This is a genomic window from Vibrio sp. Makdt, from assembly GCF_027587015.1.
Taxonomy (GTDB): domain Bacteria; phylum Pseudomonadota; class Gammaproteobacteria; order Enterobacterales; family Vibrionaceae; genus Vibrio; species Vibrio chagasii_B.
The window spans coordinates 146,721-164,533 of the sequence record NZ_JAPPTH010000002.1 but is presented as its reverse complement, the minus strand read 5'-3'; the positions used below and the strand labels follow the sequence as shown (position 1 = coordinate 164,533).

13 protein-coding genes are annotated in these 17,813 nt (G+C 43.7%); 7 read left to right on the top strand and 6 right to left on the bottom strand.

The features are described 5' to 3' along the window. Positions 1–13: 13 nt before the first annotated feature. The 3 genes from OH460_RS03020 to OH460_RS03010 form a co-directional block, all read right to left on the bottom strand. Positions 14–1,921, bottom strand: a complete 1,908-nt coding sequence (locus OH460_RS03020; protein ID WP_269994943.1) for a sensor domain-containing phosphodiesterase — start codon at positions 1,919–1,921, stop codon at positions 14–16. Positions 1,922–2,099: 178 nt separating this feature from the next. Next, positions 2,100–3,299: an enoyl-ACP reductase FabV gene (gene fabV, locus OH460_RS03015; protein WP_269994942.1), complete on the bottom strand. Its 1,200-nt coding sequence runs from the start codon at positions 3,297–3,299 to the stop codon at positions 2,100–2,102. An 81-nt stretch (positions 3,300–3,380) separates the two neighbouring features. Continuing rightward, positions 3,381–4,004 (bottom strand): arylesterase, encoded by a 624-nt coding sequence (locus OH460_RS03010; RefSeq protein ID WP_269994940.1) that lies wholly within the window; start codon positions 4,002–4,004, stop codon positions 3,381–3,383. On the opposite strand from OH460_RS03010, the gene OH460_RS03005 reads away from it, so the two are divergent. The 3 genes from OH460_RS03005 to OH460_RS02995 all read left to right on the top strand — a co-directional run bounded on the left by OH460_RS03005 (position 4,003) and on the right by OH460_RS02995 (position 9,124). After that, positions 4,003–4,677: an ABC transporter ATP-binding protein gene (locus OH460_RS03005; RefSeq protein ID WP_004738017.1), complete on the top strand. Its 675-nt coding sequence runs from the start codon at positions 4,003–4,005 to the stop codon at positions 4,675–4,677. The genes OH460_RS03010 and OH460_RS03005 overlap by 2 nt on opposite strands. 1 nt (position 4,678) lies before the next feature. Then, a complete protein-coding gene (locus OH460_RS03000) occupies positions 4,679–7,117 on the top strand; it encodes an ABC transporter permease (RefSeq protein WP_269994937.1) in 2,439 nt (812 codons plus the stop codon). A 552-nt stretch (positions 7,118–7,669) separates the two neighbouring features. After that, entirely contained in the window at positions 7,670–9,124 is a 1,455-nt protein-coding gene (locus OH460_RS02995; protein WP_269995345.1) for an FAD-dependent oxidoreductase, read from the top strand. An 82-nt stretch (positions 9,125–9,206) separates the two neighbouring features. Here OH460_RS02995 and OH460_RS02990 read toward each other — a convergent pair whose 3' ends face one another. The 3 genes from OH460_RS02990 to OH460_RS02980 form a co-directional block, all read right to left on the bottom strand. Continuing rightward, positions 9,207–10,157, bottom strand: a complete 951-nt coding sequence (locus tag OH460_RS02990; protein ID WP_269994935.1) for a biotin-dependent carboxyltransferase family protein — start codon at positions 10,155–10,157, stop codon at positions 9,207–9,209. Beyond that, positions 10,150–10,911, bottom strand: a complete 762-nt coding sequence (locus OH460_RS02985; RefSeq protein WP_269994933.1) for a 5-oxoprolinase subunit B family protein — start codon at positions 10,909–10,911, stop codon at positions 10,150–10,152. Before OH460_RS02985 ends, OH460_RS02990 begins: the two co-directional genes overlap by 8 nt. A gap of 102 nt (positions 10,912–11,013) precedes the next feature. Beyond that, positions 11,014–11,757: a 5-oxoprolinase subunit PxpA gene (locus tag OH460_RS02980; protein WP_105058197.1), complete on the bottom strand. Its 744-nt coding sequence runs from the start codon at positions 11,755–11,757 to the stop codon at positions 11,014–11,016. Between the two features lie 171 nt (positions 11,758–11,928). Between OH460_RS02980 and OH460_RS02975 the strand changes: the two genes are divergently transcribed. The 4 genes from OH460_RS02975 (at position 11,929) to galE (ending at position 17,568) form a co-directional block, all read left to right on the top strand. After that, on the top strand, positions 11,929–13,992 hold the full coding sequence (locus OH460_RS02975) for a TonB-dependent receptor plug domain-containing protein (RefSeq protein WP_269994929.1): 2,064 nt from the start codon (positions 11,929–11,931) through the stop codon (positions 13,990–13,992). Next, positions 13,982–14,500, top strand: coding sequence for a YfiR family protein (locus OH460_RS02970; RefSeq protein ID WP_269994927.1), 519 nt, complete (start codon positions 13,982–13,984; stop codon positions 14,498–14,500). The genes OH460_RS02975 and OH460_RS02970 overlap by 11 nt, the downstream gene beginning before the upstream one ends. Beyond that, a complete protein-coding gene (locus tag OH460_RS02965; RefSeq protein WP_269994925.1) occupies positions 14,500–16,473 on the top strand; it encodes a sensor domain-containing diguanylate cyclase in 1,974 nt (657 codons plus the stop codon). The genes OH460_RS02970 and OH460_RS02965 overlap by 1 nt, the downstream gene beginning before the upstream one ends. An 81-nt stretch (positions 16,474–16,554) precedes the next feature. Further along, positions 16,555–17,568, top strand: coding sequence for a UDP-glucose 4-epimerase GalE (gene galE / locus OH460_RS02960; RefSeq protein ID WP_269994923.1), 1,014 nt, complete (start codon positions 16,555–16,557; stop codon positions 17,566–17,568). Positions 17,569–17,813 lie beyond the last annotated feature (245 nt).

Genomic DNA, 17,813 nt, shown 5'->3' with positions numbered 1-17,813 from the left:
GTGCTTTTCTGCTTTAAGCGTAACGAGTTGTCCCTAAATAGTTTTGATTGACTAAGCTATGCTCGAATTCTTGGCATGGCATCGGTCTGCCATAAAGGTAACCTTGTCCTACGTCACAACCTTCATCAATGATAAATTTCTCCTGAACTTCTGATTCAATGCCTTCGATCGTCACTTTTAGATCTAACTTTTTCGCTATCTGAACGATGGAGCGAACAATTTCTGAATCTTCACTTGAGTTGAGCATTTGGTCTATGAAGCTCTTATCAATCTTAATTGCATCGAATGGAAATTTCTTGAGATAGCTGAAAGAGGCATAGCCGGTCCCAAAGTCATCCAGTGACAATGTAACACCAATATCATGTAGCGATTCTAAGGTGTTCTTTGCGACCACTTCATCTGCAATCAATCCGCTTTCTGTCACTTCAAGCTCCAAGAAATGAGGCTCAAGGTGGTAGGTTTCTAGCAAATGAACCACTTGCTCTGCAAAATGCGCGTTTTTGAGTTGCACCGCAGACACATTGACCGCCATCTTGAAGTCCTCAACATATTCAGACCATTCTTTGGCTTTCTCAATCGCGTTGCGCAGGACAAAGCTGCCCACTTCGAAAATCAATCCGTTTTGCTCGGCCATGTGAATCAAGGTTTCATTGGATATGTCTCCCAAAACGGGGTGGCGCCAGCGGAGCAATGCTTCAGCACCGACCCAACGATGGGTTAGCGGGCATACTTTGGGTTGGAAGTAGAGCATTAAGTCATCGTTACGTACCGCTTGCAGCAAGTAACCTTCGATCTTATTGATATGACTTTGCTCTTCAGTGTGAGATTGGGAGTAATAAGCAAACTTTTGCCCGGAATCCTTGCAGGCCAGCATAGCCTCTGACGATTTCTGAAGAATACTTTCTGCATCGTCTTCGTTATTAGTAGTAGCAATTCCGATAAATGCGTGCAGGTGAACCTTATCATTTTCGATAGCAAATTCAGAATGACCGACTTTTACTAGAGTTTGGCAAAGCTCTTCGAGGCGATTATGCAAATCTTTAACACTGAACGCTAACACCAGATCCACAGAAGTAGGGCGCGCGGTTAACACCTCAATATCGGCAATGCTATCGATACGTTTTCGGTATTCAACTAATACTTGGTCCAGTGCTGTATAGCCGTATCGAGCTTGTATACGCCTGCCGTTGGTAAAACCGATGTGAATGACAGCAAATGAGCAATCCGTCAGCCTGCGTTGAGAAGAGAGTTTGTGGTTTAAACGCGACTCAAATGCACTACGATTTAAAAAGCCAGTTCCTAGGTCATGGTTCTTTTGGAAATTGATTTTTTGTTCAGCGGCTTTTCGCTTATCTATTTCTTGATTCAAGGAGTAATTCAAACTGGCGAGATCTTTGGTTCGTGTATAAACCCGGTTTTTGAGGTCACGATTCATTTGAGTCAGTTTGGCGTGCTGAAAGAGGGTTTTAAGCTGGGACTCTATTGAGGTCCGAAAGCTTTCCAGGAGTTTAATGTAAGTCGGCGTGTAGTGATTTTCTTTAGAGTCCAAGATACAAATGGTGCCGAAAAGCTCACCATTCGGCCAAAGCAGAGGGATACCACAATAGGATATCAACCCTAGCTTGATGTCAGGGTTACTTTCCCATGCCGGGTCAGCGAGAGCGTTGGGGACAAGAAGTTGCCGCTGAGATTCCATAACGGTTTCACAATACAGCCCGTTGCCTAATGTTTCAGAATCGCCCTTATTGTATGGGTTGTTCTCACTACGACTGGTGGAGAAGACTTCGATGTAATTGGAATGAACACGCATAATAAGTGCTGCTGGCACTTGCGTTATTTGAGCCAACAGATCAACGATGTTCTGCCAACCGTGCTCCATATCGTCTGGAATATCTAAATCGAGAGTTTTTATTTTCTTCATATGACTCCGAGTCAATTATGCTAAATGCATCAACACATCCTGTGTTAATTATGATGAACCAAATAAACTGTGAATCTTAAGTTAATTAAGTATAAGAAATGTTGCACAAAAAAACCTCGGCAATTTTGCAGAGGTTTTCAAATGTGAATACGGGTCTCAGTAATGAGATAAATTTCGACTAGGGCTTTAATTTTATAAAGTCTTCGCTATTCAATTTCTTATTGTAGTCTACCGATAGTTGTGCAAAGCCGTTTAGTTGCAAGAATTCATTTTTAAATCCTTGGTAATCGCCCAGAGTTTGGAAGTTGTTTTCATCCATCTTATTGAGCAACTCTGTCACATGGGCTTGTGTCTCTGGGTCTAGTTCCCAGTCGTCCATTCGTATCAACCGTTCGCCATCAAGTGGTACTTTAGATTGACCGTACAGCTTAGTGCTAAACAGGCGCTGCATTTGCTCGATACAGCCTTCATGTGTCTGTTTTTCTTTCATCACTTTGTACAACGCAAGCAAGTAGGGGCTTAAGCCCGGGATGAATACACTTGCTTTGGTAACCAACGCCTTACACACAGTCACATAAGCGTTGCCTTCAAAGTTAGCTAATTCAAGGTTAAGCGCATGACTGGTTTGATGAAGATCGATTTTTGCACGACCTAGTGTACCATCGAGATAGATAGGGTGTGTTACTTCAGGGCCAACATAAGAGAAGGCGATAGTCTTACAGCCGGGAGCGATAGATTCGGCATTGATGAGTTCGTCGATCCAACTTTCCCAATCTTCGCCCCCCATCACTTTGAGTGTGCTTTCTGCTTCCTCTTCAGTGGCAGCTTCAAGCGTGTTGGTCACCCAATTATCGTGCTCAAGAGAAATGGTTGCGCCAGTTACGCTTTCACCAATAGGTTTAATCGCAGAACGCCAAAACTCATCGGAATCAGGTTTAGGGCGAAGGCCAGCAGCCAAGCTATAAATAACAAGATCAACTTCACCTTCGAAGTAAGTTTCTATCGCTTCTACAACTTGAGCGCGTGTTTCTTTAGAGAAGGCATCACCTACGATATTTATAGCTGTGCGCTGTTCGCGTTCCGCTTCTTTTTTGAAGTAGATGTTGTTGTACCAGCCGGCACTACCAAGAGATTTTTCGTTTGGGCCACGTTCGAATGAAACGCCAATGGTGTCGGCTTGAGCACCGCCAAAGGTAAGGGCGATACGAGCGGCAAGGCCAAAGCCTGAAGAAGCGCCGATGATCAATACTCGTTTAGGGCCATCTTTGATTTGCGGCGCACTCTTAACGAATCTAATTTGTTGCTTTACGGCTTCTTGACAGCCAAGAGGGTGAGCGCTTTTTGCTACCACACCCTTGATAATAGGTTCGATCAGCATAAATAACCTTACAGTTAACGGTGATATGCACTCAGGCTAACGTAAAGCTGTGTAAAATTTATTGAGCTAGACCATTAAAACCTAAAGATACTGATATAATTCTTCGGCGACAAATTCAGCAATCCAAGGTTGAGCTTCTGGTTTAGGATGCAAACCATCGTTCATCATCCACTCCGGTTTTAGGATGATGTGCTCTAGGAAAAATGGAAGCAGGGGTACATTTTGTTGATCAGCCAACGCTGCAAATACGTATTCAAACTGCTGGTTGTAACGCTTGCCATAGTTAGGTGGGATTTTAATTTGCATCATAATTGGTTTTGCACCCGCCGCTTTTATCTGCTCGATGATTTGATCTAAGTTTGAAGACATTAGCTTAGGTGGGAAGCCACGAAGACCATCATTGGCTCCAAGCTCAATAAGGACTGTGTCTGGAGCGTGTTCTTCTAGTAGTTGGGGTAAACGAGCTAAACCGTTACCTGTTGTGTCGCCAGAGATACTGCCGTTGACCACGGCAACCGCTTTATCATGTTTCGCTAACGCATCTGGTAACAAACTTGGCCAACTCTGTTTGATATCCATGTTGTAACCAGCACTCAAGCTGTCACCAAGTATCAGTAACTTCGAATCTTGAGCTGACGCAGAGCCTTGAGCCAAAGAAGCGGTAGAAAAGAATATAAATAATAAAAAGGAAATTAGTCGAGTCATGCATACATCCATCATTAAAGCAGAAGCTGTTTCCAAGACAGTGTCTACTAATCAAGAACATTTAACAATCCTAGAGCACGTCGATATTGATATTCGTGAAGGTGAAACAGTCGCGATTGTCGGTACATCTGGGGCAGGTAAATCGACCTTGATGACACTGCTGGCTGGCCTTGATGTCCCTACCAAAGGCGAAATCCATTTATTGGGACAACCACTTTCACAGCTAGATGATGAAGCTAGGGCGAAAATCCGAAGTGAATCGGTAGGATTTGTTTTTCAAAGTTTCTTATTGATTCCGAGCTTATCAGCGCTGCAAAACGTGACACTACCATGCTTACTAAAAGGCGAAGATGAAGACATTGAACGCGCAACTGCGTTACTTGAGTCGGTTGGCTTAAAAGACAGGCTCGATCATCTACCATCTCAATTATCAGGTGGAGAACAACAGCGTGTTGCTTTGGCTCGTGCGTTCATGATCAAGCCCAAAATCCTATTTGCTGACGAGCCAACTGGTAACCTGGACCAACAAACCGCGGCCAAAATCGTCGAGCTACTGTTCGAACTGAACTCTTCTCACGGCACCACACTAGTACTGGTGACACACGATCCTAAGCTAGCACAACGATGTCAAAGAACGCTTAAGATGCATGTCGGACAGATAGAGGAAGTCTAAATTGAATTCATCAAACGGACTGAACAAACGCCTGTTTTCATGGAGCATTGAAGAGATTCGACATGGTCAACTATGGCCGGTATCGATCGCTTTAACACTGATCATTGCCTGTGTTTTCGCACTATCAGCATTGGCTGAGCGCATGGAACAGGTCATCGTAAAACAGGGGAAAGATGCACTCACTGCTGACAGCGTGTTCATCTCAGCAAACCCAATCCCGCAAGCATTGTTAGATGTCACTCAAGTTGAGCAGTTAGAAAGCTCTCAATTAACTCGCTTTTCAACCATGGCATTTAGCGATAACTCGATGCAGTTGGTGACAGTTAAAGCGGTGGAGAGTAACTATCCATTGCGTGGTGAAATGCTACTAGAAGGTGCAGACAATGCATCGAGTAATCACGTTAAGCCCGGTGAGCTGTGGCTCGACGAACGCATTTTCGCGCAGTTGGAAGTAGAGATAGGTGACAATGTCACTATCGGCGATGCCGACTTAACCATTACAGGACGAATCACCCAAGAGCCAGGGTTAAGTTTCAACCCATTCCAACAAATGCCTGCGGTACTGATACACAATGACGACATTGATTCGACAGGTGCCATTCAACCGGGAAGTCGTGTAAGTTTCAGACTGTTCTTAAACGGTGATGATGCAAAACTCAAAACCGCTCAAGACAGTATCGAACTAACCCCGAGTGATCGTTGGCGTACACAAGACTCAGCAAGCCGTACCAACGACATGTTTGAAAGCACCACGCAATACCTATCGTTAACTGTTGCAATTGTTGTGATCATGGCGGCGACCACTTTGGTCTTAACGTGCCAACATTATGTCGCGAGCCGTAGAAAAACCATTGCTATGCTAAAAAGCTTGGGGGCGAGCAAACCGTGGATCATTAAGTGGCTAGCGGTACAAGTATCATTACTTGTCGTTATTGGTGCCGTACTCGGTATTGCGATTGGTATCGGTTTAGAGTTTCTTTTACGTATTCCGCTTGGTGATTTACTGCCATCGCCGCTTCCAAGCTACGGTATCGAACCTGCGATTCTTGCAATCTTATCCAGTGTTTTAATTGGTGTGCCTGCACTTGGCATTCCGTTGATTGGGTTGGTAAATACCTCTGCGATTAGCGTGATTCAATCAAGCCATAAGACGCGCGATAGCTATAAGAAATTCGCTTTGCTGTTGGTGCCTATCATCCCAATGATGTTGATGTATGGTGACAATCTATTGGTGTGGATTGTTTTAGCCGGTATTGCGTGCCTATTTTTAGTCCTAGCCCTGGTTAGTACGTTTGTACTGCGCCTGTTTGGCAAGCTTCCGACATCGACATCAATGCGCTTAGCTTTAAGTCGAATTAATCGTACACCGCTTGCAACGGGCATACAATTTGGCTCGTTAGCGCTTTCGTTGATGTTGCTATCGATTATCTGGTTGGTGAGAAGCGATCTGTTGTCAGACTGGCAACAAACCCTGCCTGAGAATGCGCCCAATGCATTTGCACTGAATATCGCCAGTTATGAGAAAGAGAGCTATTTGGAAACCATTGATGCTAACGGAGTCGAGCGTACTCAAGCTTTCCCGATCATTCGTGGGCGACTGACAACAATCAATGGTGTCGAAGCATCTGAATATAGCGAGACATCTGAACGAACTGATGCGCTAAGCCGTGAAATCAACTTCACGTGGAGCGACTCATTACCAGAGTACAATGAAGTGCTTGAAGGCACTTGGACGAAAGAGCAGGGCGTGTCTGTTGAATCTGATGTAGCAGAACAGCTAGGTTTGGAAATTGGAGATGAGCTCGCTTTCACCATCAATAGTCAAAAGGTATCAGCGAAGGTTAACAGTATCCGTAAAGTAGAATGGCGTGAAATGAAGCCAAACTTCTACTTCATCTTTACTCCAGACGTCTTGAGCTCAATTCCTTCAACTTGGTTAGTGAGCTTTAGAGTCGAAGATCAGCACAACCAAATGCTCAACGAACTCTCACGGAATCATCCAACCGTTAGTTTAATGGATATCCGTGTAATGGGCAGCAAGATCCAAGAGCTGCTTAAACAGATTGTTTGGTCGATTACCGTGTTGGCAGCACTTGGCGTCGTTGCAGGATTATTGCTTATTTTTACGCTCTTACGTCTTAGCTTATCTCAAAGGCAACAAGAGATACGTTTGTATCGTACGTTAGGGGCAAGCAAGAAACGCATCCTTAACACTATCTGGTGTGAATATGGGCTAATGGCACTGGTAGCAGGCTCAATTGCTGCGCTGGGTTCTGAAATGAGCGTGGCAGGTGTGATGAGTTTCGGCTTTGAACTCGCGCCTTCGCTTCATCCGATGTTGTGGGTTGTTTTACCTGTGCTGACCTTTATCACACTAGCCGCTGTTGTGAACAGCTTAATTAAGCGTCTATTGGCTCCTGTAAACAAGGATTTTAGTTAACTCTCTTGAGTATTCGTGATGTAAAGCCGTAAGCTTTTATTCGCTTATTGAAACGGTCTGATTGTGAATTTTTATACTAGGGCGAAAGCTATTTATAGAATTCACGGTTAGACCGTTTTTTATTTGACCAACGGCCAGCACAACTTAGGCATTTAGCACTTTAAAATTGACATTTTTTAGCATTTTTTGAAACGTATTGTGTATTTGTGTCGATTTAATGAACAGCGGTTAGTCCCTGTAAACAAAGGGTTTGCGCAACTTAGCATGAACGTTATCAACAGTTATCCACAAAAACGGTGGATAACTTTAGGGATAAGTTAACATCTTTGTTTTAAGAGTACTGAGGCAGCCTTTGTGTGGCGTCACTTAGGACAAATTTGACTGTTAGAATAACCTCGAAAACAGTATCGGAAGTTAATGAGTCAAGAGATTATTTAAGTTTTTTACATAAGTTCAACGAACCACCAAGCTAAGACCTTGATAAAAATGTGTTTTAATTCATCGTCGAACAAAAGTAGAATAGTGGCAGTTAATCTTATTCTACAGAACACGATGAACCACAACAAAACGGATACAAATCAAGCTTCTATTGCCATTGTTGGCGGTGGTATAGCCGGAACAACAAGCGCTATTCACTTCAGTGAGTTGGGTTTTAAGGTCACTATATTGGAAAAAGGGCCAAGTTTGGTTAATGGTCCACCGATTTGCCACCTACATGCTGGCGGCAATTTGTATCGAGATATTTCTGTAGAGCAGTGTCTTCAATTGCTCACACAATCAATTGACACCGTCCGTTTGTTCCCTCACACGATCAATATTCGTCCAACCGTCATAGCCGTTCCACACAGCGATGGTGGGGAGCCATTGGACTTGCTTCCTCGTCTCAAGATAATAAAAGACGCTTATGCTGAACTCGTTAAGCAAGACAAAAACAATCAAGTACTTGGGGCCCCTGAAGAGTACTACAAGCTTTATGACAAAGATGAGTTATTGGCGCTAGCTAAACTAACGCAGCCACTAAAGCCAACAACGCTTGATGAGTGGTGTATTCCTTTCGCCAAACATACTGATTTAGAAACGCTTAAATATCCCGTTGTCATGGTTCAAGAGTATGGTTGGAGTGTATTCCGACTGTCTGCGACGGCTCAACTATCGTTGGAGCAACAGCCAAATTGTACAGTGTTGACCAACAGCCGCTTACAATCGGTTCAATCTACGGGACAAGGTTGGTCATTAACCTACACGGACATCGATAACAAAAGCCGCACACTAACCACCGATTATTTGATTAATGCCAGCGGCTTTGAAACCGGCATCGTGGATGACTTTGTAGGTTCGAAACAGCAACGACTTGTTGAGTTTAAAGCCGCTTATGTGACGGAGTGGCCATATTCCCAAGAATGTAAGGAAGAGTGGCCCGAGGTTATCTTTCATGGCCCACGAGGCACACCACAAGGTATGGCTCAATTAACACCATACGCCGATGGAGTATTCCAGCTTCATGGTATGACGGAAGGGATCACTCTGTTTGAAGGCGGCTTGGTTTCATCTTCTACAGGCTCTTCACAGCCTCAGCTACCTTCTAAGCTACTGAAGAAAATCGTATCTGGTTGGAGTGAAGAACAACTAGAGCTAAGAACACTTGCGGCGATTACCCACATGTCTCAGTTCATACCAAGCTTTAGCTCTGCACAAGTTGGTGGTAAGCCTCTATTTGGAGCGCAGCAAATTCCGGGGACCGACCCAAGCCTACGCGCTTCAGATGTCTCTTTCTGCGGCGAGCGTTATGCAAGGCTTGAGGTAGTAAAGGCGTCTTCAACATTAGAAGCAGCGCAAAAGGTGGCTCAACACTGGTTCGATATTCCCGAGTCTGACTCGATTGAAGATACACACTCAGTGACAATGTCACTTAAGTTAAACGATATTGAAAATAAAGCGATAGGGTTGACCCAAGAGCGTGGATACCCAAATGCACTGGCGAAAGTTTCAGGCCAAGACCACCACTAAAACGAAAAATCGGCTTACTTAGGTAAGCCGATTTTTTATCCTTTGACAATCACCACTGTGAACGGTGGCTGAAAGCTCATTATCAATAACCGAAGAATCGCGCCCACTGACACCACACATCTTGCAACCCCAAGCGATCCCCCTTACTAAATGAAATCTGATGCCCAGGTTTTGCTTGCGCTAAACGTGGCAAGTCAATTCTTGCAACACACCCGATCTTTGGATAACCGCCAATGGTCTGCCTATCATTAAGCAGAACAATAGGTTGCCCATCTTGTGGTACCTGAATAGCACCCAGCGCAATGCCTTCGGATAACAGTGAGATCTCTGGAGAGTGAACCGATTCACCACTAAGACGATAACCCATTCGATTGGAGTTTTGGTCCACAGTATAAAGAGAGCTATAAAGTGTCTCTTTAGCTAATTCAGAAAATTGTTCGCTCTGATAGCCTTCAATCACTCTCAAATTGACCGGTAGGTTGTAATCTGGTGTGTATCGAAAAGTTACACAGAGAGGTCTAAAGTGCTTTGCAAGAGGGTGCTTAGTGAAGCCTAATTGGTACCCAGATTGGCACGCTTCACCGTCTCGAGTTAATCCACCTATTTTTTCACGAGTTACCGTTGCACAACTGTTGAGTACGACGGGAACATCAAAGCCCCCTTTAATTGCGAGATAAGCTCTTAATCCATTCTTTGGTAAGCCAAACGAAAGCATTTGCCCTTTAAACGCTTGAAATGTACTCCAGTTGGCCAGCGGTTTTCCATCCAAAGTCGCCTGTAGATCACCACCGCAAATCGCCATCTCGCAATCGTCATTAACCTTTAGCGTGCATTGGCCAAGAGTGATTTCTAAAGCTGCTCGATTAACAGGATTTGCTAATAAATGATTAGCCCAACTGTAGGAATAATCATCTACGGGTCCACCTTGTGTTAAACCTAGATGAGAAACGCCAAAACGTCCGAAATCTTGAATCAAACTTAAAGGTCCCGGTTTAATAACGGTGAGTGTCGCCTTATTGATTGATTTAGCCATTATCGACATCTCCTCCAAGTTCAATGAATTCTTGCCTTGAAATTGCTTTAAAACGAACAGAATCACCTACATTGAGTAACGAGAGTTGTCCTTGTGGATTATGTGAACCATGCTGTTGGCTACCGTCGAGCTGGCTATGATCAAACAATGACAAAGGGCAGTTACCAATAATGTTCCAGCCACCTGGTGAGTCAGATGGGTAAACCGCAGTTTTTGAGTCTGCTATCCCGATACTGCCTTTGGGCACACTTAACCGTGGAGTGGATTGACGAGGTAATACCAACGGCTCAACAACATCTGACATGAATGCAAATCCAGGAATGAATCCGATAGCGCTAACACTGTAGATCTGAGAGGTATGATATTCAATGATATCGCCCAGCGATAAGCCTTTCGCTTGGTACTTATCTAAATCAAGGGCAGTGTCAGTAGAGTAGTAAGCAGGAAGTTCGATTGCATTACGCGTATTACTCGTTATCGAAAACGTAGCAACTGCCTCTTTCAGCATCGAATTGAGTTGAGCAATGAAGTGTTGCTCGGAGATTCGATAGGGTAAGTAATCGATCAGTAACGTGTTATAGGCGGGCGTGACATTCATCAACACTGTGGTCAGTTCTTCGCGAATCACCTTTGAAAAATGTGCCATGTATTGAGCGCTAACCACGCTTGAACGATTTCCTGAAGGCAGTAACGTAACAAGTACGCTGCACTCAGCGACGGGCGTGATATTAAATTCTATCTGATTATTCGTCATTTCCTTTCCATACGTTCTATTTCAACGTCCGTGTTTAGCGAGGCATGAGAATGTCGACTTGTCTCAGTCAACGAGCAGAAGCACACTCACGCCACACTGATACTAATTAAATGCGTTAAGGTCTTGGCGAATTTTCCTAATTAATGCGATGGATTGGGGGTTATCACCATGGACGCAAATCGTATCGGCTTCAATAGGTAGTCTTTCACCTTCGATAGTCGTTACCGAGCCGTAATTGACGATTTGCATCACTTGGTTATAGATATCGTCTTGATTCACGTACACCGAACCTTTTTGTGTTCGTGGTGCGAGGTGGCCGTTATTTAGGTATGCACGATCTGCAAACGCTTCGAATAAAAGGGGGAGATCGTGGTCGTCGGCAATATCTAGATATTGTTGGTTGTCAGAGGAAGAGAGGATCATCAGTGGGATATTAAATTCAGCTACCGCTTGCGCCACCGCATTAAAAATATCGGTGCTCGACATCATATCGTTATAAAGCGCACCATGAGGCTTTACGTAACCAACGGTAGTATGGTGATAACGGCACAGGGCTTGTAATGCGCCCACTTGATAACAAACGAGCTCACTGATCTGCTCCATAGTATGGGGGATAGATCTACGACCGAATCCGACAAGATCTTGATAACCCGGATGAGCACCAATTTGAGTATGGTAGTGCTGAGCAAGCTTTATCGTTTTCGACATGACGTGTGGATCGGACGCATGAAAGCCACAGGCAATGTTGGCCATATCTACCCATTCCATGACCGATTCATCATCGCCCATCTTCCAATTGCCGAAACTTTCTCCCATGTCGCAATTAAGCAATATCTTCGTTGTCACTTGCCGTCATTCCTTTAGGTTTAGATATCTAACGACACTCGTACAAATGACGAAATGAAACAGTGACCTGATTCAAAGTTTTGCTACTGTACATTTATTAGTACGCCATTTCATATATAGTTCATCCATCAACAAAGAAGAACCATTTTTATCTTTATATTAGGTGAACGCATGATTTCCCGCCCAATTAGCTTAGGACTAGCATTAACCACATCGGCCTGTGTGGTGGCTCAGGAGAACTCTTTAGATCAACTCATGTCGATGAGCCTTGAAGAATTGTCGATGTTAGACGTTGAGATGGAAACGGCGTCAAAAGTGACTCAAAAGCTCACGGACATTCCGTCGTCCGTGTATGTGCTTTCGAATGAGCGTATTCAACGTAGCGGTGCTAAGACCATTGCGGAAGCGTTGAAGCTCGTGCCGGGTCTAAAAGTCACTAAGTTCAACGAAACTTCATGGTTTGTATCTGCTCGTGGCTTTCATGATGGCTTATACAACAAAATGCTAGTAATGATGGATGGACGAAGTTTATTTAGCCCAGTGTATGGCGGTACGTATTGGAGCGACGTTGACTATGTTCTTGCCGACATTGAACGAATTGAAGTATTAAAAGGGCCTGGAGGAACAATTTGGGGTGGTAATGCGGCTAATGGCGTCGTTAACATTATCACGAAATCAGCCAGTGAAACCCAAGGTACTTATATCTCAGGTCTTGCCTCGAATACTGACAATTATGAGTTCAGTGTTAGGCAAGGGCTTAGCTTTAACGCTAGTGTCAATGCGAGAGCCTTCTATAAATACCGAGAAGAGCCAACGTATCGTTCTAATGAATCCGAGAAATGGAAAGCGCAGTCCGCTGGTATGGTGTTTCAACCAAGCGACAGTGATCAACAATGGTCACTAAGAATCGGCGGTGAAAAGAGCTTTTCCGAATCAGAGTTGTATTCAGTTCAATACGATAGCTCTGGTACGCTCGTTGATTACCAAGCTAATGATTTTGATAATGAAAGCCACTCTTTTTATCTGCAATTTAACGACTCACGAAGCATAAGCGATACCTCGACCTTCTCATATTCGTTGTGGGGGGAATACAATGAAGATAATGCACCGGATGCACCTGGGAGTTATACCACGGTCGATTTTGATTCGACGCTTATCAAGCAACTGTCGGCGACTCATCAAATCACTGTTGGTGGTGGGTTGCGATACCTGTATCTAGATTTTTCGTCGAGTCAGGTTAACGAGGTTGATTGGTACAATCCTGATTACTACGGGCGTGCCTATGACGTAGAGAGCGCCAACGATTACATCGCCAATGCATTTATACAATCACAGGTACAATGGACTGAAGCACTTTCCGTTACCCTTGGTGCAAAGTTAGAGCATTTCACTCAAAATGACTCAACAGAGGTTTCACCTCAAGTGCGTGGGTTATACAAGTTGAATCTTCGCCATTCACTTTGGGCAGGGGTAAGTAAAGCGGTAGTTGCACCATCTTATATGGACAGCAATTCAGCCTATTACTTTAACAGCTACTATCCAGAGACCGGAGTTAGCTATTTGGATTTGTTTAAGCCAAACAACCAATTAAATAATGAAGATGTTGTCACAATAGAAATGGGATATCGATATACGAATAACTGTGATTTTGAGCTCGATGCGACCATTTACTTGAGTGAACACGATAACCTTCGTTTCCATAGTTATGATCCGAGCGACATTCCAGCTAATCATGTTTATGTCGGCACGCTATCGGATGATTACCAAGCGACAACTTATGGGTTAGAGGTCGGTGCGTCATATCAATTAGCACCAGACCTCAGCAGCTATTTCGGATATGCCTATTCGACACTAGAAGGTAAGCGTAAAGGCGATGATCCGAACTCAAGCGCTCAAACCAGTGTCTATTACGATATCGACAATCAACATTTAGCCACAGTACAACTCATGTGGAGCATTACCGACAGTTGGCAATTTGATGTTATTGGGCAATACATCAACGTGAACTACCCAGATTACTGGGTTGCGGAAGATGGCACTCAATACTCATGGCAATCTTACCCACATGAACTCGTCTTTGATGCACGTCTAGCATGGAAAAAATCTCATGCCGCGCCATTAGTTGAAGTAGTGATTGAAAACATTGGAAAAGGCAGTGGCTACCAGGCTGAGCTCACTTCACCAAAGAGTGTTAATCAAGAGTCTGTTTATGTGAGGGTTTCTCATGAATTTTAGACGCTCAGCCAAGCGAGTCGTTTCGTGTATCGCTCTTGTATTTCCCTTATTCACTGCTCTCAATATCGGGGCTGCAGGCTTCAAGCCTTATGAAGTGAAAGCGGTCTACCTCTTCAGAATTGCCAACTTTATTCAGTGGAATGATGAAAACTTGATGGATACGGTTCACTTCTGTGTACTTGGGAACCAAAAAATAAACGATGCGCTTGTTTCCATTACTAACCAAAAGACGCTCCGTTCACTGCCAATCCAAGTCCACCAAACGCTAACGCCACGGTGCAATATCACTTATTTGTCTGATGTGAATGGTCAGCTAAATGAACAGATTTACTCACCGAATATGGTCACTATTAGCGATGACGGCGATTTCACCCAAATGGGCGGCGTGATCGAGCTTATGCACGTTGACAACAAACTTAAGCCTAAAATCAATCTCACCAATGCTAAAAAAGGTAATTACATCATAGGCTCAAACCTCCTTCGTATTTCTGTAGTGGAGGGTAAATAATGCTGTCTTTCATCAATAATATCTCGATAAAAAACAAGCTTATCTTACCGATCATTCTGTTTGTATCGGTTGCCTTTGTTACTATTCAATCAATAAATTACACTGTCACGTTCGAGCGAGAGACACAGAACCTGATACAACGTGTTAAAGTGCTTGCTCAAGGGGTTGCGTATAACCTGCAAGCTGCAATATTGTTCGAAGACAAAGCGTCAGCTAACGAAATCTTATCCGCATTTGTCGCAGACGAAGATATCGTTCGAGTAAAGCTATTCGACACTCAAGAACAGCTCTTTGCCAGTTATCAAATAGGGGACTCGAATATTCCTAGGCCCACCAGCGAAGAGCGTGAAGATATCGCATCTCAACAATTTGCGATTTCAAAGCAGTACATCTATTTATTAGTTCCTGTGGTTCTCGACAACGAAATCATCGCGAATCTACGTGTCACCATTTCAAAGAAAACATTTGAGAAGATCTTAACCAATATTATTAAGGTCGCTGGGATCTATTTCGTACTGCTGGTTATTTTGGGCGCTGTGCTCGTTAAATTAATTCAACGCTTTATCATCGACCCAATGTTTGAACTCAACGAAGCAATGCAAGCGTTTGTGGAAAGGCGTGCTGAGCAGCCAAGATTGGTTACTTCGAACAATGATGAAATAGGTGAGTTGGTTCGTGCATTTAACACCATGCTACAACGATTAAAGCAGCGCGACAGCCAGGTTCATTTTACGCTTGATAAATTACAAGAAGAGAAAGCATTTGCGAATGAAGTGATCGAAACGGTGCAACACTCTTTGCTGGTGGTCGATAGCAAAGGGGCGATCGTACATGCCAACATGGCAACTCGCGATATCTTCAAATGCAGCGAAGCATTTCTCGAAAGCCTATCCATACAAGAGCTTATTCAAACCAAGCAACAGGGGTTCTTGAAAGGAGTTATCGATTCCAATATTGAGCTGAATGACGAGTTAATTGAAGCAACTGATCTATTTCATAATAAGCAATGGCTACAGATCAGCAGCCGATCTTTATCAAAGAATGGCAACACCTTGTTCGCGATCCAAGATGTGACCGACATTGAAACAGCGATGAGTCGCCAACGTATCGCAGCCGGTGTATTTGAAAACAGTAAAGATGGACTCATCGTAGTTAATTCATCCAATGTCATTACCATGGTTAACCCCGCCGTCACTCAGATGCTTGGTTATCACGCGGATCTGCTGGTGGGTAAAACTCCGTTCGAAGTTTTTTCTTGGCAACAATTCTCGTCGTTGATGCCAACTATTCGCACCTCACTAGAGAATTATGGTCAATGGCAGGGAGAAGTATCGGAGAAAAACGTTTCAGGCACCTTAGTTCCGATGTTCATAAAGGTTAACCGAGTCACGTCAGACAACAACAAAGGCGCGTTCGATATGGTGTTGACACTATCTGACTTATCCAATGTCAAAGAGATGGAAAGGCTTGAGCATTTAGCTCATCACGATGCATTGACAGGCCTCGCGAACAGAGCGCAACTGTATAAATTTCTTGATGATGCTGTCTCATCGAACCAGTATTCAAACAAGCATTTTGCGGTCATTTATTTGGATTTAGATGGATTTAAACACGTAAATGATACCTATGGGCATGACGCGGGTGACGAAATCCTTAAAGAAGTCTCAAATAGGCTGTTATCTCAAGTAAGAGCCGGCGATCTTGTTGCTCGTTTGTCGGGTGACGAATTTGTTCTTATTATTAAACAAACCGACAAGATCTTGCTTGGCAAATTGGCCGAGCGCTTGTTGAGGCTTATTGAACAGCAAGTGAGTTATAAACAGCGCGAACTGCACGTAGGCGCGAGTCTTGGAATTCATTTAGTCAAAGGTTCTGAAAGTAATATCGACGTAATCTTACAAATGGCTGATGAAGCCATGTATCACGCGAAACACCGAGGGAAAGGGCAATTTGTGTTCTCAAGTGATGTTTGATTGCTCTGTGGGGTGTGACCTCGCACTAAGTTGTTGTATCATAAGCGATAGATTGAGTATTCATAATTAAAAGGTCTAAACATGAATGTTTTAGTAACCGGTGGCATGGGCTATATCGGCAGTCATACAAGTATCCAAATGATCAACGCAGGTATGACACCTGTAATTTTTGATAACTTGTACAACAGTAAGCCAAGCGTTCTAGAGCGAATTGAAAAAGTGTCTGGCGTTCGTCCTATATTCGTTGAAGGTGACATTCGTAATAAAGCACTGTTAACTGAAACATTGAAGCAACACGACATCGAAGCCGTTATTCACTTTGCTGGCTTAAAAGCTGTGGGTGAATCAGTTGAGAAGCCTCTTGAATACTATGACAACAATGTAAACGGCACTTTGGTTCTCGTTGATGCAATGCGCGAAGCGAATGTTAAAACGTTAGTATTCAGCTCATCAGCAACAGTATATGGTGACCCTGCAAGTGTGCCTATCACTGAAGATTTCCCGACTAGCGCAACCAACCCTTATGGTCGCAGTAAATTAATGGTCGAAGAGTGTCTCACCGATTTCCAAAAAGCGAATCCAGATTGGAGCATCACGCTACTTCGTTACTTTAACCCAGTAGGTTCACACCCAAGTGGCGAACTAGGTGAAGATCCACAAGGCATTCCAAACAACTTGATGCCGTTTGTTTCTCAAGTTGCCGTTGGCCGACGCGAATTCTTATCTGTATTTGGTAGTGACTATCCAACTAAAGATGGCACGGGCGTTCGTGATTACATTCACGTTATGGACCTGTCGGATGGCCACATTGCAGCACTTGATAAAGTAGGGCGCAAAGATGGTCTGCACATCTACAACCTGGGTACAGGCAACGGTTCTAGTGTTTTAGACATGGTTAAGGCGTTTGAACAAGCAAGCGGCAAACAAATCCCATATAAACTTGTTGAGCGACGTGCTGGTGACATCGCAGAATGTTGGGCAGATCCGGCAAAAGCTCAGAAAGAATTAGGTTGGAACGCAACCCGCACACTGACTGAAATGACCGAAGATACATGGCGCTGGCAGTCAACAAATCCTAATGGTTTCCCTGGCTGATCTAGTTGTTTCATGAATGATTAACTTATAAAAAGATGCTTTAGGGCATCTTTTTTGATCTAAATCGAATAAAAAGTAAATTAGTGGTTAAAAAGTATCATTCTGTATTCATTGTGTTACTATGCACGCGAATTATATGTTTAATGTTAATTTTCTTTGGAGTTAATCATGGAACTAGGCCTAATCATCACTTTCATCATTGCTGCTGCGGTAATGGTAAAGAAAGAAATGGCAGAGAAGTAATT

Bases quoted from the DNA above. Each gene is read 5' to 3' on its own strand.
- OH460_RS03020 (WP_269994943.1), bottom strand. From the start codon at position 1,921: ATGAAGAAAATAAAAACTCTCGATTTAGATATTCCAGACGATATGGAG.
- fabV (WP_269994942.1), bottom strand. From the start codon at position 3,299: ATGCTGATCGAACCTATTATCAAGGGTGTGGTAGCAAAAAGCGCTCAC.
- OH460_RS03005 (WP_004738017.1), top strand. From the start codon at position 4,003: ATGCATACATCCATCATTAAAGCAGAAGCTGTTTCCAAGACAGTGTCT.
- OH460_RS03010 (WP_269994940.1), bottom strand. From the start codon at position 4,004: ATGACTCGACTAATTTCCTTTTTATTATTTATATTCTTTTCTACCGCT.
- OH460_RS02995 (WP_269995345.1), top strand. From the start codon at position 7,670: ATGAACCACAACAAAACGGATACAAATCAAGCTTCTATTGCCATTGTT.
- OH460_RS02990 (WP_269994935.1), bottom strand. From the start codon at position 10,157: ATGGCTAAATCAATCAATAAGGCGACACTCACCGTTATTAAACCGGGA.
- OH460_RS02985 (WP_269994933.1), bottom strand. From the start codon at position 10,911: ATGACGAATAATCAGATAGAATTTAATATCACGCCCGTCGCTGAGTGC.
- OH460_RS02975 (WP_269994929.1), top strand. From the start codon at position 11,929: ATGATTTCCCGCCCAATTAGCTTAGGACTAGCATTAACCACATCGGCC.
- OH460_RS02970 (WP_269994927.1), top strand. From the start codon at position 13,982: ATGAATTTTAGACGCTCAGCCAAGCGAGTCGTTTCGTGTATCGCTCTT.
- OH460_RS02965 (WP_269994925.1), top strand. From the start codon at position 14,500: ATGCTGTCTTTCATCAATAATATCTCGATAAAAAACAAGCTTATCTTA.
- galE (WP_269994923.1), top strand. From the start codon at position 16,555: ATGAATGTTTTAGTAACCGGTGGCATGGGCTATATCGGCAGTCATACA.